Raw genomic sequence first — 15,201 nt, 5'->3', positions numbered from 1 at the left:
GGTGTTTGTATGAAGTATATCACAAGAAAGCAGTCTTTCCGTATACAGACCTTGATTTTGAAAATTGTCATAATATGGGCCATTGTTGCATTTGTCATATATCCTAACGTGAACCTGCTGATCAGTGTATTCTACAAAAGCGGCCAGTTTTCCACTGAGGTATTCGGCAAGGTATTTGGCTCTGCAAGAGCTATGAAAAGCCTTGTAAACAGCTTTATTCTGGCATTTACTCTTGTGGTTACCGTGAATATAGTGGGAACGTTAAGCGTACTTCTGACAGAATACTGGGATATCAGGGGAGCAAAGGTTTTAAAACTTGCTTACATGAGCTCCCTGGTCTATGGAGGTGTAGTTCTGGTATCCGGCTACAAGTACGTTTATGGGGCCAATGGATTGCTGACAAAGCTTTTATTGAGTATGGTTCCAGGCATGAATCCCAATTGGTTTGTGGGATATGGGGCAGTTGTTTTTGTCATGACATTTTCCTGTACACAGAATCACATGATGTTTTTAAAAAATGCTATTCACGGATTGGATTATCATACGATTGAAGCTGCAAAGAATATGGGGGCTTCCGGCAGCAGAATTTTCTTCCGGATTGTCATGCCGGTATTAAAGCCTACTTTTTTTGCTATTACGATCCTTACGTTTCTTACGGGTTTGGGAGCCATGTCAGCGCCGTTAATTGTCGGCGGAGATAACTTTCAGACCATTAACCCCATGATCATTACATTTGCAAAGTCCAGTTTCTCCAGGGAGGTAGCGGCATTCCTTGCAATCCTGCTGGGACTTGCTACCATGCTTTTATTGGCAGTATTCAGCAAAATTGAAAAAGGCGGCAATTACATTTCAGTATCAAAAACAAAGGCCAAACTGCGCAAGCAGAAAATTAACAATCCTGTGTGTAATATACTGGCACATGTGATTGCATATATCATGTTTGTCATTTATGTCATTCCAATTTTTTTGGTTGTTGTATATTCTTTTTGCGATTCCCTGACCATCAAGACAGGCAATATCACCATGGCTTCCTTTACACTGGCTAATTACCAGAAGCTGTTTACAAGCGCAGAAGCTGTCAAGCCGTATCTGGTAAGCATTGTGTATTCCCTGGTGGCAGCGGTGACAGCAGTAGTAATTGCTGTTATCTGTGCCAGATTTGTACGGGCAGCTAAACATAAATATGATGTATTCTTTGAATGGGGAATGCTGGTTCCATGGCTGCTGCCTTCTACCTTAATTGCACTTGGCCTGACCATAACATATGGAGAACGTCATGCAATTCTGTTTCATTATGTTATGGTAGGAACCCTGGTGCTGATGCTTGTAGGTTATACAGTAGTTAAATTGCCATTCTCTTACCGGATGGTAAAGGCGGCATTCTTCAGCATTGACGATGACCTGGAGGAAGCCGCAAAGTGTATGGGTGCCAGTACCTTTTATACCATGATAAAGGTAATACTGCCGGTCATTTTTCCTGCAATCATGTCTGTCATTATTTTAAATTTTAATGGTATGCTTTCAGATTACGATTTATCCGTGTTTTTGTATCATCCGTTATTCCAGCCCCTTGGTATTGTTATTAAGGCGGCTTCTGATGAGTCTGCAGCGATTGATGCCAAAGCAATGGGGTTCGTATATACGGTTGTTTTAATGATACTGTCCTCCATTGCCTTGTATTTTGGACAAGGAAGCGGAATGGCAGGGATCAAACGCTGGAAACAAAGATATATGCAGAGGAAAGCGGTAAAAGGATAAAAACATAGACATCAGCTCGTTTTGGAATGACCGGAACTGCCAAAGGATTGAATTAGAACATACAACAGAGGAGAAGGAAGCATGAGGATGGTGGCTGAAGCTGTGGAGTATTTAGAAAAGGTGAATCTGATTTCAATCAGTGTGCGGATTCTGATGTCTATGATTTGCGGTGGTTTGATTGGTGTTGAACGGGGAAGATCCAATCAGCCGGCTGGAATGAGAACCTATATGTTGGTTTGTATGGGGGCTGCCGTAGTTATGCTCACAGGGCAGTACATGTATGATCATTTTCAGACCGGTGACCCGGCAAGACTGGGGGCTCAGGTAATTAGCGGCATTGGTTTTCTTGGAGCAGGAAGTATCATTACTTTTGGAAAGACAAAAATCAGGGGGCTGACCACGGCGGCAGGTCTCTGGACAGCGGCTTGCATCGGACTGAGCATTGGAATCGGATTTTACATAGCTGGAATCATCGCTACGCTGGCAGTATCTTTGATCATGACACAGTTTAAGAAATTGGAATACCGTCTGATTTTTGATGATGTGTGGTTCAGTGTGTACGTGGAAATGGATGATACCGCCAAAATGGCAGATATCGCCCGGGAAATTGCAGGATTTGGTTTGGAAATTGGTGAGGTTCAGTTTGGAAAAAAGAGAAAGGGATTTCAGAAGGCTGTTATTAATCTGAAGAATACGGAACACAGGGGCCGGGAAGAAGTGCTGAAATATCTGGAGAATATGGAACGGATTCAGTTTGTAAAATATACGTCTTAGAAAAAATTGTTAAAGAGCATCTGCAGAAGGTGCTGAAGTAATGGGCGGCAGAGCGTTGCTGCTCTGCCGGATAAAAAGGGATCCCCCAAAGGACTGAAATTCTTTGGGGGATTGTTTTGCATTGTCATGAGAAAATTTTCAAAGGAGCAAAAGGCTTCGCTGGGGGAGGAAGTCAAGGACATGCCCTTTTTATTGAACTCCATAGCAAATAGGAGGTTGCCGCTGTGCTTTATTTCATTCAAGGCTGTCCAACGCCTATCAGCTTCCTGTTTAAAGAATTTAGTACGTAAAAGTGCTAATTCGGGAAAATCCAGCGCTGATTATCGGTAAATTGTGCTATCGTAAGTATTAAAAAGTAAGGGTTCAAGTGAAACCAGGAAGTAAAATCTGCATTGAAGTTTAAATAATCGGTTGCAAAGGAGAAATCTCACTTTCTTTTCACCATTGGTATCTTATTACATACATCCTGCCTGTAAAAATGCATCCTATTATGCCAACAGTGCTGTGGTAAGCGCTATCCTATCATGGGTAAGATTCATCAGTCCACCCTCCAGGGCTTTTTATTGTTTGTTCTGCGGATTTTCTATCGCAATAAAGCTTTTATGGAAGAAAGGTACAATCGCTGCCCATGAACTGGGTCAGAAGGATTTATAGCCTATGTCAGCCCGGAAAGTTTTTCTGCACGTTCAGAGAATGGCGTGCCACTGGATAAATTGGCCACCAATCCACCGCCGGCTGACTGTGGGGCCAGCAGCAGTGTATAAAATAAATAGGGATTTACTTGAATTATATAAGTTTTGAAGATTATATAATATGGGCTGCTGCAACGGGCATACAAAGCCGTTGCTGCCCTATGTTTTAAGGAGGAAACCAAATGAAACCATGGATAGGGATTCTTGCGGTATGCCTGCTTTTAGGAGGTTGCAAAGCGCTCCCCAATCCGGTTTCTGATCTGACACCTTCCCAAGCCAAAATTGCGGGTACCGTGATCACAATGGGAAAAACGACGGCGGCTGATCTGATGGACGCAGGCTTTGAAGTGCTGCAAGTTGATAAAAATAGGGTGCTAGATGTATTTCCGGCCAATAGGCTAGAGGTCGCTTTTGCTTACCCCACAGAAACATACTATATTCGCATGGAAAAAAAGGGCATCCTCATCTATATTGGCATACGCAGCGACTTTGTGAACATGAAGGATACACTCCCAGTGACGGAGATCCCTTTCTATGATCTCCAATGGCTGACCCGAGCGGAGAATACACCGGAAGATGCAACGATCCAGGCCGGTCCATATACGATCCGTAAGGGCATGACCCAAGAGGAGATTGTCGCCTTGCTTGGGGAAGGAGAGGAAAGCAGCCTTGGTGTCCTGTATCGGTTTAAGGAGGAGGGTCTGGAGCACGAGGTGTTGTATAACGACGATGACATCCTGCTTGACTATATTCTATGTTGTCATATTAAAAGTCCGAAATGAGAGTATAGTGTGAAACATTCACCAAGTCCTGTGATTCTGTGGCTTATAAAAGAGCCGATTGCCAATGCATTGGCAATCGGCTCTTTTATAATGCCTGTGACTGGGGGCTTCTTGTATGACTGCAGCAGCATGAAGAGAATTTGGCTGCCACGTAACCTGAATCTCATCAACAAAATGTGTATATGGAGCTCCAACGGAAGAAATCATTTTTTACTATGGTATAAATGATCTTCTTTTTGATAACATATCGTATCCGCATTTCTCCGTTTTAAAAGGATAAGGTTTGTAATCACATATTACAAAGAATAAATCCTTTTTTTAAGGGATAGTATATTGCTTTCAATCTGCGTTATAACATCAAGATACTCTTGATCGCTTTTTCCGGTTGGATCATTCAGTCCCCAATCCTCCCTATATTTGCAGGGAAGAAAGGGACAGGTAACGTTGCAGCCCATGGTAACTACGACGTCAACCGGAGGAATTTCGGAAAGTAGCTTGGAGCGCTGTGTTTTCTCCATGTCAATGCGATAGAGTTGCTTCATTAACCTAACGGCATCTTGATTGATCTGCGGCTTTGTTTCTATTCCAGCAGAGTAACTTTCAAACACATCAGCGGCAAAGTGCTTGCCGAGTGCTTCCGCAATTTGGCTGCGGCAAGAGTTGTGAACACAAATAAATGCCACTTTTGGTTTGTTTACTTCCTTATTCATGAAAGATCTCCTTTTATAATTCTCTTAGTTTATCACCCTTAATATCATCTGCATTCCAAGGGATTAAAGCAAAATTACCATTTGTGTGTTTGGCTATTTTATTTATCCACGGAATTTCATTGCTGGCTTTTGCCGCTAACATGGGATTAGTTGTTTTGGCGTGATAAAGAGAGGAATTCACAATCCACCACTTTGTAGCAATATTGGCACGTTTCAAATCTTCTTCCAGACGCAACGCTTCATAAACCGGGGTAGCTTCCGGCAAAGCCACAATTATGACCTCTGTTTCAGCGCTTCGCAAACGCGGCAGCAGCTTTTTCACGGAATTCGGGATATTGCCTTGTGTCCTCTGAACCTCCTTGTGATAGCTCAAAGTAGAATCCAAGAGCAAAAGCGTATGCCCTGTGGGAGCGGTATCAATGACAACAATCCCATTATCTGCACGTTCCACTACTTCCGCAAAAGCCCGAAACACGGCAATTTCCTGTGTGCAAGGGGAACGCAAATCTTCTTCGATATAGGCAATATCTTCTTCCGACATGGTTTCCCGTGCCTTTGATAAGATTTCCTCCTGATACCGTGCCAGTTCCTCATGTTCATCAATATGGCTCATGGTAATGCTGCTGTTTTCAGCGAGAACAAATTTTAAGTGTGCTGCCGGATCGGTAGTGGTTAGATGTACCTTTTTGCCTTTGTCAGAAAGCCCTAAAGCGATAGCGGCGGCGAGTGTGGTTTTGCCAACGCCGCCCTTGCCCATCGTAAAGATGACTTTTTTACCGCTATGATACAGGTCATCAATGACATCCTTTAGCTGGGGAATACTGTCTGCTTTGATGGTTTCATTACTGATGATATAGCTGTCCTTTGTAAGCAATGACCTGACATTCTCCATGCCCATAATATTATATGCCCGCAAGGGAATCATGCAGGTTTTGATTGCCTGTAACGATTTTGGCATATCTGCAAGTGCTTTTTGCTGTTTATCATAAAGACTTTTAGAGATGGTATCGTTATAATCAGCCAATACGCCATTGATTACCAAAGACTGATTGAGTACGCCAAGCTCCCCCAATTCGTGAGACGCACGCTCTATTTCTTTGAGGGGAGCTGTTTCAGGGCGGGTTAAAAGGATTAGGGTTGTTTGTGCGCCGTCTGTCAGTGTTTCAACCGCAGTTTTATACATTTCCTTTTTGCTTTCAAGCCCGGATAATTGCCCTAAGCAAGATGCCCCATGGGTGCTTTTATTAATGAAATTGCTCCACGCAGAGGGAAGCTGCAACATTCTAAGAGTATGCCCCGTCGGTGCTGTGTCAAAAAGAATGTGGTCATATTCCTGCTCTAAGTCTTTATTGGTAATGAAGTTGGAAAACTCATTGAAAGCAGCAATCTCCACTGTACAGGAACCGGAAAGCTGTTCTTCCATATTAGCAAGGACTGATTCCGGTAACTTACCACGATAAGGTGCAATTACGCTTTGCCTGTATTCTGCTGCTGCCTGTATAGGGTCAAGGTTTGCCACATGAAGATTGGCTACTTCTGCAATGGGAGTGGCTTTCCCTGAAAGTGTGGTGTTAAATACATCCTGCAAATTGGAGGCCGGGTCTGTACTGACAAGTAGAATTTTTCTTCCCCTATCTGCAAGATTGACAGCCGTTGCACATGCAACAGATGTTTTCCCAACACCTCCTTTGCCTGTGTAAAATAAGTATTTTGTTAAGGTGGTTTTGTTTGGGTTAAAAATTTGCATTGAGGAACCTCCTTTCCCATTTTAGCAGCAATTCCCGCCAGAGCAGCAGCAACCGCCTTGCTGTGCAGATTTTGATTCGGTCAAGTAGCTTTCAGGAACCTCAAGCAGAGAAACAAGCTCCTCGTTGGTTGGATAGCGTCCTGTAATCACAATTTCTTCATCGACCATTACAGCGGGCAACTCGTCGACGCCTTTTCTATTGATAAAGGCGTTGATAACTTGGTTATTGACAAAGGCCATTGGTGCACTGCTTAGATTAAAGCGGTCAACTGCCACTCCGTTCTTTTTCAGCGCATTCAAAACAGTGGAAATGCGGAGCAGTTCCGGGTCAACACTCACACCACAAAGGCCAGTGTCACAGCACATGGCAGGTTCAAATATTTGCATTTTCTTCATAATAAACATCTCCTTTAAATGATTAAATTAAATTGCTTCTTCGTTCCATGAGAACGGTATTACGCCACTGTCCAAAACGGTCTTTCCCAATTCGTTCACGGAACCCCACTTGACGGAATCCGCATTTCTCATGTAAACGAATGCTTGCTTTGTTATCAGCCATAATTCCTGATTGGAGTGTCCAGATACCATCTTTTTCAGATCGTTCTGAAAGGAAGTTCAGCAGTTGGCTTCCCGCACCTTTTCCTCTATGGGTATCATGGATATAAATGCTGACTTCCGCCACGCCACGATAGACACAGCGGCTTGATACCGGCGTTAACGCTGCCCAACCGGCAATGACATCACCATGGGTTATCACAAAGCAGCATTGCTTCATATGTGACTGTTCAAATTCTTCATAAGTGGGGCATTTCGTTTGAAATGTTGCAAGGTTGGTATCCATGCCTTGCTGGTATATTTCACTGACTTGTTTCCAGTCGCCTTTTTGCATTTCTCTAATTTTGTAATTCATTTTGATGAAACCAGCCTTTCGTTTTATTAATAAACCTTACAAGCAAGAGCATAACCGGTACTTCTGTGAGAACGCCAACGGTACAGACCAGTACTACAGGGGAAGTAGGCCCGAAAAGTGCGATAGCAACAGCCACCGACAGCTCAAAAAAGTCTGATGCACCAATGAGTGCGGCAGGAGCCGCAACGTTATGGGGTTGCTTTGTCACTTTACACATCCAATATGCAAAGGCGGCAGTAAGTACATTTTGCAGTATTAACGGGACAGCAATCAAGAGGACATGCAAGGGATTTTCCAGTATGGCATCCCCTTGGAAAGAAAAGATGATAACCAATGTCAGGAGAAGCCCAACGGTTGTAACATTATCAAATTTAGGTATAAATCTTTGTGTGAAATATTCTTCGCCTTTGTTCTTTACCATGAAATACCGGGTAAGAAAACCACCTGCGAGAGGAACTACAACAAATAAAACAATGGAAAGAATTAGGGTATCCCAAGGTACAAAAATATTTGTCACTCCCAATAGAAAGGATACAATCGGGACAAATGCAACGAGGATAATAAGATCATTAACCGCTACCTGCACTAAGGTATGGGCGGGATCACCCTTGGTCAAATTGCTCCAAACAAACACCATTGCGGTACAAGGGGCTGCACCCAGCAAGACGGCTCCAGCGACATAACTTTGTGCGAGTTCGGTCGGTATAAAAGTCTTAAAAACAACGTAGAAAAAGAATGAGGCAAGACCAAACATCAGAAACGGTTTAATCAGCCAGCTTGTTCCACTGGAGATAAGAAGCCCCTGGGGATTGTTGCCTACATTTTTGATGGACTGAAAATCTACTTTCATCATCATGGGGTAAATCATCACCCATATGAGTACGGCAATTGGAATGGATATTTGTGCATACTCAAAGCGACTTAAAAATTCAGGAATACCTGGTAGGAACTTACCGATTAAAATTCCCGTTGCCATACAGATTAGTACCCAAATTGTCAGATATTTTTCAAAGAATCCAATTTCAGTACTTTTTTCCTCACTCATAGTCATCACATCCTTTGCAACAATTTGAATTTTCCTTACAGATGCAATTTTCTTTGTCGCTGGTGATAGAGCAGAAAAACTGTTTTGTTTTGCTGATAGTTTCCTCGTCCAAAGAATAATATGTCCATTTACCTTGGTTCCGGCCTTTGACAAGCCCACATTCACATAGGAGCTTCATGTGGTGGGACAGTGTGGATTGAGACATCTCAAATTTCTCTAAAATCATGCAGGCACAAAGCTCTCCGCAAGAGAGCATATCTACAATCATAGCTCTTTTGGGGTCGCCCAGCACCTTAAACACTTTTGTATACTCCGAATAGTTTTCCATATTAGCACCTCACATCTATATTCTTCGATATGAGTATTATATGCACCAAATTGAAAAATGTCAATGTGAAATTATATTAATAAAATAAGACACCCGTAAATACACGGATGTCATACCTTCTGGTGGATTTTCTATGTATCCTTTGTTAAATTCCTCTGTATGTGAGTTCATGACTTCCCTCCATTTTTTGAAATTTATTTTATCACAGGCTGAGTGCCAGAAACACAGCGAAAAAATGACTCAAATTTCTAAGTAAATTGATTCCTCTCACATGGGTACTTGATTATTTTATAAAAATTCAGTACACTAAATTCAAAACTGTACATATTGCTTTGGATTTCATATAACAACTCCATATAGGTGGCACAACCGATTGTGTGATGAATTTCTGATCCATGGCATACGGAGAACTATGATCAAAGGCAGCTAAGGCTGAAAAAAGTTTAAAATATCTGTTTCCGTTATGTTATGACGTATGACGTTACTGATGGTATCACTGCATATTGTGCAAAGGTAATCACCGGCCTGGTAGGTGCAGTAATCCACCGGAAGCATCCGCGTATTAATAAGGCTGGGATCATGCATAAAACCGGTGCCAATTTTTTTGAGATAAGCTTCTTTTTTTGTCCATATCTCGTAAAACTTCTGGACTTTTGTCTTAGGTGAAGCAGATTCAATGTAAGATATCTCATCCGGATGGAAGGCTGTTTCCATAATTTCGAATGGTGGGGGATTTAATTTTTCAATATCTGCCCCCACCGGCTGATGATCGGATATACAAAGCAGAATACAACTTCGGGTGTGAGATAAATTAAAGTGCAAATTTTCTGTGTTTACCAAATAAGGTTTTCCCTTTGCTTCATAAGCTATTTCCAGTCTGTCTGCGGGAACTCCCATTCGTTTGCTCACGGCCATACGCGTCAGCAGCGCGGCATACAGAGACAGCAGACGGTCGGGAAAAAAGCGGTATCTTTGTATTTTTTCTTTTCTTTCATCCGGGACAAATTGCAGTAACTGCATTTCCTCATGGGAAAATACAGATTTTGTTATTTCTAAATGATAATTCTCAATCATTGAATCCTCCGCAGGAATATCATGTTTTTATGTTATATCGTACCATTTTAGGGTGATTTGTCAAATTATTTTATAAATTTTAGAATAAATAATAAAGGGCATTCTGTAAGCGGAATGGGGCCCTGAAAGGAAATAAGATTTGGAGGCAGCCAATGAGACCAACCAATGAAAAATTAAAACAGGCTATTTTAGATGCGGGAAAGCAGGAATTCTTAACCCAGGGATACCAGAAAGCATCAATGCGCAACATCGCGAAATCAGCAGGGGCCACAACCGGTGCTGTTTATATTTATTTTACTGATAAACAGGCGTTATTTCACGCACTTGTATCAGAAGCTGCTGAGCAGCTTGAGGATCGGTACAAAGAACAGCAGCGGCAGTTTTGGGATCTGGATGTGGATCGTCAGATTGAAAATCTGGATCAGCTTGCAAAACATGACCAGAATTGGTTAATTGAATATGTTTATGATCACTTTGAAGAGTTTAAATTGATTTGCTGCTGTTCAGCCGGGACAGTTTATGAGAACTATATTGATCAACTGGTTCAAATTGAAGCAGAAGCCAGCCTGACCTTTATTGAGCAACTGCAGGCTGAAAGAGGAAAACAGTTAAGAATCGATAAAGAGCTGGTCCATATTGTCTCCAATGCTTTGTTTTCAGGCATTTTCGAAACAGTGATTCACGATATGCCCCGGGAAAAAGCCAGAGAATATATTGAACGGCTGTATGTTTTTTATGAAGCCGGGTGGTTTAAACTTCTGGAAATAGAATTATAGTCAGAGCCGTGTGGGCTGGTTCCCAGTGAGGAACGTAATATTTTATGATCTGCACCCCAGAGAATAGAATGTTACGTTCCCTTTTTTGGTTAAAATATAGATGCTGGAAGGAAAGCTTTTTCCATGTAATTTCCAGTTCTTCCATAAATTACCTTGACAAAAGTTATAATTAGAATTAAAATATCAGTGTTATCTAAAGAGGTTGAAGCTCGGAGTAAATGATTGCTCCGTTTTTTAACACACTGCAGTTAGTTGTATCTAACTGCGCGTTTTATTAAAGATATCCCATTGCATGTGTAACAGGGGAAACAGATAGGAAGGAGTCTTTTTAATGGAGGGTCATGAAAAACAATCTTCGGTCAGGATTTTGATGGAATGGGGAAAACAATACCAATCACAGTTCATTCTGTCAATTTTTTTTGCAGTGATCGGAGTCGCAGGAGGAATTGTTCCATATTTTTGTGTGGCTCAAATGGTAGGCGGGCTGTTGGAACAGAATAATAATTTTAATTTTTATGTTACATGGTGCGCGGCCGCACTGGCAGGATATCTGGTAAAAATCATATTTTCCTGTACTTCCACGTCCATATCTCATAAAGCTACATACAGATCGCTGAAGGATCTGCGGATCCGTTTAATTAAAAAACTGACACGGCTTCCCATGGGAACCATATTAGATACCCCTTCCGGACAATATAAAACGGTAATTGTAGAGCGGGTGGAAGGAATGGAACCAACCTTGGCCCATTTGATTCCGGAGATGACCGCAAACATATTGATTCCCATTTTTATCTTTATTTATCTTCTTTTATTGGATTTTAGGATGGCATTTATCTCAATCATCACACTGATTGTGGGAATGGCTGTTATGATGTATGGGATGAGAGGATATGCCAAACGGTATGAAGGAGCGGTAATTGCAGGCCGGAAAATGGTAAATGCCATTATCGAATATATCAACGGGATCGAAGTGATCAAGACCTTCAACCAGTCAGCCGGATCTTATAAAAAGTATGCGGATGCTGTATCCTATAATGGAAATTACTATATTGACTGGATGAGAGATAATCAGAAGACAATGTGCGCCTATCAGGCCATACTTCCGGCCAATTTACTGACGGTGCTTCCGGCGGGACTGTATTTCTGGGCCACAGGAAGTATTGCTTTTCAAGAACTGCTGACAATTATCATCTTAGCTCTGGGCATTATCGGGCCGATTATGGCTGCTTTCACATTTACAGATGATATTGCGGTACTTGGTGCCAATGTTGCTGAAATTAACGATATATTAAATGCCGGGGAACTGAACCGTTCAGAAACCGATGCAGTATTGAAGGGGAGTGATATCCGGTTAAAAGATGTTTCTTTTACCTACGGTACGGGCAATGAACAGGTGCTTGATCATGTCAGCTTAAAGTTTCCTGCAGGGACGATGACGGCACTGGTGGGCCCCTCTGGTTCCGGAAAATCCACTCTTGCCAAATTGATTGCCGGTTTTTGGGATGTAACAGAAGGTGAAATTCATATCGGCGGTGTGGAGATGAAACAGATTCCGGTGTCACAACTGAATTGTCAGATTGCTTACGTTTCACAGGATACGTATTTATTTAACCGCAGCATCCGTGAAAATATCCGGATGGGCAATTTAAATGCATCGGATGAAGAGGTGGAACAGGTGGCAAAACGTGCCGGCTGTGATGAATTTATCAGGAAACTGGAACATGGATATGACACTATGGTGGGAACGGCCGGAGGCAGTTTGTCCGGCGGCGAAAGGCAAAGAATCACCATTGCCAGAGCCATGCTTAAAAATGCCCCGATTGTGATTTTAGATGAAGCAACGGCAGCAATGGATCCGGAAAATGAAGCTGAAATTCAAAGAGCACTTTCTTCCCTGACCCAAGGAAAGACATTAATCATAATTGCCCATCGTTTATCGACAATTGTTGATGCGGACCAGATTGTAGTGGTAAACCATGGGCATATTGAAGCAGTGGGCAAACAGGATGAACTGCTTGGGCAGTGCCCCCTGTATCTGGAAATGTGGAATGCACATATGGATGTCAAGGATCAGGTGTAGAGGAGGAAATAAAATGATACATATTTTTCGAAAAATCTTTACCTTTGCCGGACAGCGGAAAAAGATGCTGGTTCAGTCAATCTGGATTAGCTTTCTGGGATCTGTTTTTGCGGCGCTTCAGTTTTGGGCATTGTTGATTTTGATTCGGAATATTCTGGCGGATAACCGTGAGTTAAAAACTGCCGGATATCTTTTGGGGATTATGCTGGTATCCATTGCCGGAAAGGCCTGGGCGACTTATGGATCGGTAATCAAACAGACCGAAACCGGATACGGCATGGTCATTGATAAAAGAGTACATATCGGGGATCGGTTAAAGTACATTCCCATGGGATTTTTTAATGAAAATAATCTTGGCAATTTAACTGCAGTTGTAACTACTTCTCTGGCAGATGTGGAAAATGCGGCGGCGCGAAGTCTGGCCATAATACTGAGCGGTATTTTACAGTCTCTGGCTTTTTCCATTGCTGTGGTGATCATTGATTTCAGAATTGGCCTGGTTGTTTTTGGGGGAATGATTATTTATCTGATCATTACGGAAGTGGCTCAGCGCCGCTCCCAAACTGTTTCCCGGAAGCGGCAGACTGCACAGGAAGAGCTGGTGGGAGCAATTTTGGAATATGTCCAGGGAATGAGTGTTGTGAAATCTTTTAATCTGGAAGCTGCCGGAAATCAGGAAATTGATGATACCATACATAGGAGCTGTGAAAAAAATATCAACCTGACTTTGAAAAGTGTTCCCTGGGATGGTTTAAAACAACTGGTTGTAAGGGCTGCCGGAACAGGAATCCTGCTGATGACAGTCAGGCTGTATCTGAACGGGGGATTGGAGCTTGTGAAATGCCTGCTGCTGCTGATTGCTTCCTTTATGGTTTACAGTGAGCTGGAATCGGCGGGCAATATGGCTTCCATGCTTCAGATGCTGAATGATTCCATGGATAAGGCAAATGCCATTGATAAGACTCCCATTATGGACCAGAATGGCAGGGAGATCGTTCCGGAGAGTATGGAAATCGTTTTTCAGGATGTTGATTTTTGTTACGAAAAAAGTGAAAGAAAGGTACTGGAAAAAATCAACCTGGTTATTCCGGAAAAGTCAACAGTGGCGGTAATCGGACCCAGCGGCGGCGGAAAATCTACACTGTGCAGTTTGATCGCAAGATTTTGGGATGTGACCGGCGGCCGGATCCTTTTGGGAGGAACCGACATTAAGAACTATACTTTGGACAGTCTTTTAGAGCACATCAGCATGGTGTTCCAGAGCGTGTATCTGTTTCAGGATACGATTGAAAATAACATTAAATTCGGCAGACCGGATGCCACACATGAAGAAGTAGTAAAAGCTGCCAGGGCTGCTTGCTGTGATGAATTTATCCGTGAACTGCCGAATGGTTATGATACTGTGCTGGGGGAGGGGGGAGGAAATCTTTCCGGCGGAGAAAAACAGCGGATTTCCATTGCCAGGGCAATGCTTAAAAATGCCCCGATTGTAATTCTCGATGAGGCGACAGCCAATGTGGACCCTGAGAATGAAGCGGATTTACAACGGGCCATTGAGGCATTAACTCATAACAAGACCATTATCATGATCGCCCACCGGTTAAAAACAGTGAGAAATGCAGATCAGATCATTGTTTTGGATCAAGGACATATGGTGCAGAAAGGCAGACATGAGGAACTGATGAGGCAGCCGGGAATTTATGCAGATTTCATTAACGTCAGAAAAGAATCAGTCAGTTGGAAGGTGAGCCAATGAGTGTAACAGCAGCAGAGCATAAAAAAGCATTTCCCTTTGAAAGTAAATTAATTGTTAACCCGGGAGCGGAGAACAGGAAAGGCGTAATGAATGTGTTTTGCTTCCACCATGCCGGAGGAACCGCCGCATCTTACCGGAAATGGACAACAAAATTACTGCCGGTCAGAATCATCTGTGTGGAGCTGATGGGAAAAGGAACCAGGCGGGGGGAACCCTTTATTGGGAACAGTAAAATCCTGGCACAGATGCTGGCGCAGCAGATTCTGGTTAAAAACGGAACTGCACCCTTTTGCCTGTTTGGCCACAGCATGGGAGCAGCGCTGGCATTTGAAGTCTGCTGTATCTTAGAGCTATATGGGGTGAAGCCGGAAAAGCTGATTGTAGCGGGCCGCCAGGCGCCCCAGGATGAGAATCATTCAGAGTTCAAAACTTATATGGATGATCAGGCTCTGATTGAGGAACTGAGGAGTTATCAGCTCACTCCGGAAGATGTGCTGCAGAATGAACAGTTTATGAGTTATTACCTGCCTGAAATCAGAAGAGATTATCAACTGAGTGAGAGTTTTTGCTACAACGGTGAAACAACGAATGTTCCTGTGATTGCCCATACGGCCTCAGAAGATGCAGGAGCAGACAGGCAAATGATGAAGCATTGGAAAGAAGTAACTACAAATCATTTTGAGATTCGTGAGTTTAAAGGAAACCACTTTTTTGTGTTGGAAGACGAAAGCTATCTTGCCGGTTTAGTAGAAGATGTGATGAAGTAAAG

The 15,201-nt window shown here is 42.7% G+C and carries 14 protein-coding genes; 7 read left to right on the top strand and 7 right to left on the bottom strand.

What is annotated here, in order from left to right; genetic code table 11:
* Positions 1 to 9: 9 nt before the first annotated feature.
* From ACYVD3_RS27310 to ACYVD3_RS27300, 3 genes are all read left to right on the top strand, one after another.
* On the top strand, positions 10 to 1,758 hold the full coding sequence (locus tag ACYVD3_RS27310) for an ABC transporter permease (protein ID WP_460645661.1): 1,749 nt from the start codon (positions 10 to 12) through the stop codon (positions 1,756 to 1,758).
* 81 nt (positions 1,759 to 1,839) lie between these two features.
* Positions 1,840 to 2,532 carry an MgtC/SapB family protein gene (locus ACYVD3_RS27305; RefSeq protein ID WP_460645660.1) on the top strand — a complete coding sequence of 231 codons (693 nt, stop codon included), beginning with the start codon at positions 1,840 to 1,842 and terminating at the stop codon, positions 2,530 to 2,532.
* Positions 2,533 to 3,406: 874 nt separating this feature from the next.
* Positions 3,407 to 4,006 carry a hypothetical protein gene (locus ACYVD3_RS27300; RefSeq protein WP_460645659.1) on the top strand — a complete coding sequence of 200 codons (600 nt, stop codon included), beginning with the start codon at positions 3,407 to 3,409 and terminating at the stop codon, positions 4,004 to 4,006.
* A gap of 296 nt (positions 4,007 to 4,302) precedes the next feature.
* On the opposite strand, the gene ACYVD3_RS27295 is transcribed toward ACYVD3_RS27300, so the two are convergent.
* The 7 genes from ACYVD3_RS27295 to ACYVD3_RS27265 all read right to left on the bottom strand — a co-directional run bounded on the left by ACYVD3_RS27295 (position 4,303) and on the right by ACYVD3_RS27265 (position 9,820).
* Positions 4,303 to 4,716, bottom strand: a complete 414-nt coding sequence (locus ACYVD3_RS27295) for an arsenate reductase ArsC (RefSeq protein ID WP_460645658.1) — start codon at positions 4,714 to 4,716, stop codon at positions 4,303 to 4,305.
* A gap of 13 nt (positions 4,717 to 4,729) precedes the next feature.
* A complete protein-coding gene (gene arsA, locus ACYVD3_RS27290; protein WP_460645657.1) occupies positions 4,730 to 6,463 on the bottom strand; it encodes an arsenical pump-driving ATPase in 1,734 nt (577 codons plus the stop codon).
* Between the two features lie 21 nt (positions 6,464 to 6,484).
* Entirely contained in the window at positions 6,485 to 6,859 is a 375-nt protein-coding gene (arsD, locus tag ACYVD3_RS27285) for an arsenite efflux transporter metallochaperone ArsD (RefSeq protein WP_460645656.1), read from the bottom strand.
* Between the two features lie 22 nt (positions 6,860 to 6,881).
* A complete protein-coding gene (locus tag ACYVD3_RS27280; RefSeq protein WP_460645655.1) occupies positions 6,882 to 7,373 on the bottom strand; it encodes a GNAT family N-acetyltransferase in 492 nt (163 codons plus the stop codon).
* The gene (arsB, locus tag ACYVD3_RS27275) at positions 7,357 to 8,418 is read right to left on the bottom strand and encodes an ACR3 family arsenite efflux transporter (protein ID WP_460645654.1); all 1,062 of its coding nucleotides are present in this window, start codon (positions 8,416 to 8,418) and stop codon (positions 7,357 to 7,359) included. Before arsB ends, ACYVD3_RS27280 begins: the two co-directional genes overlap by 17 nt.
* A complete protein-coding gene (locus ACYVD3_RS27270; protein ID WP_460645653.1) occupies positions 8,411 to 8,746 on the bottom strand; it encodes an ArsR/SmtB family transcription factor in 336 nt (111 codons plus the stop codon). Before ACYVD3_RS27270 ends, arsB begins: the two co-directional genes overlap by 8 nt.
* A gap of 426 nt (positions 8,747 to 9,172) precedes the next feature.
* Positions 9,173 to 9,820, bottom strand: a complete 648-nt coding sequence (locus tag ACYVD3_RS27265; RefSeq protein ID WP_460645652.1) for a 4'-phosphopantetheinyl transferase family protein — start codon at positions 9,818 to 9,820, stop codon at positions 9,173 to 9,175.
* A gap of 152 nt (positions 9,821 to 9,972) precedes the next feature.
* Here ACYVD3_RS27265 and ACYVD3_RS27260 point away from each other — a divergent pair, with 152 nt between their 5' ends.
* The 4 genes from ACYVD3_RS27260 to ACYVD3_RS27245 all read left to right on the top strand — a co-directional run bounded on the left by ACYVD3_RS27260 (position 9,973) and on the right by ACYVD3_RS27245 (position 15,199).
* On the top strand, positions 9,973 to 10,596 hold the full coding sequence (locus ACYVD3_RS27260) for a TetR/AcrR family transcriptional regulator (RefSeq protein WP_460645651.1): 624 nt from the start codon (positions 9,973 to 9,975) through the stop codon (positions 10,594 to 10,596).
* 331 nt (positions 10,597 to 10,927) lie between these two features.
* Positions 10,928 to 12,676, top strand: a complete 1,749-nt coding sequence (locus ACYVD3_RS27255) for an ABC transporter ATP-binding protein (RefSeq protein WP_460645650.1) — start codon at positions 10,928 to 10,930, stop codon at positions 12,674 to 12,676.
* 13 nt (positions 12,677 to 12,689) lie between these two features.
* Positions 12,690 to 14,432 carry an ABC transporter ATP-binding protein gene (locus ACYVD3_RS27250; RefSeq protein ID WP_460645649.1) on the top strand — a complete coding sequence of 581 codons (1,743 nt, stop codon included), beginning with the start codon at positions 12,690 to 12,692 and terminating at the stop codon, positions 14,430 to 14,432.
* Positions 14,429 to 15,199 (top strand): thioesterase II family protein, encoded by a 771-nt coding sequence (locus ACYVD3_RS27245; protein WP_460645648.1) that lies wholly within the window; start codon positions 14,429 to 14,431, stop codon positions 15,197 to 15,199. The genes ACYVD3_RS27250 and ACYVD3_RS27245 overlap by 4 nt, the downstream gene beginning before the upstream one ends.
* Positions 15,200 to 15,201: the final 2 nt, after the last annotated feature.

It is taken from the genome of Lacrimispora brassicae (genome assembly GCF_054772055.1).
This window is presented reverse-complemented; position numbering and strand designations above follow the sequence as displayed.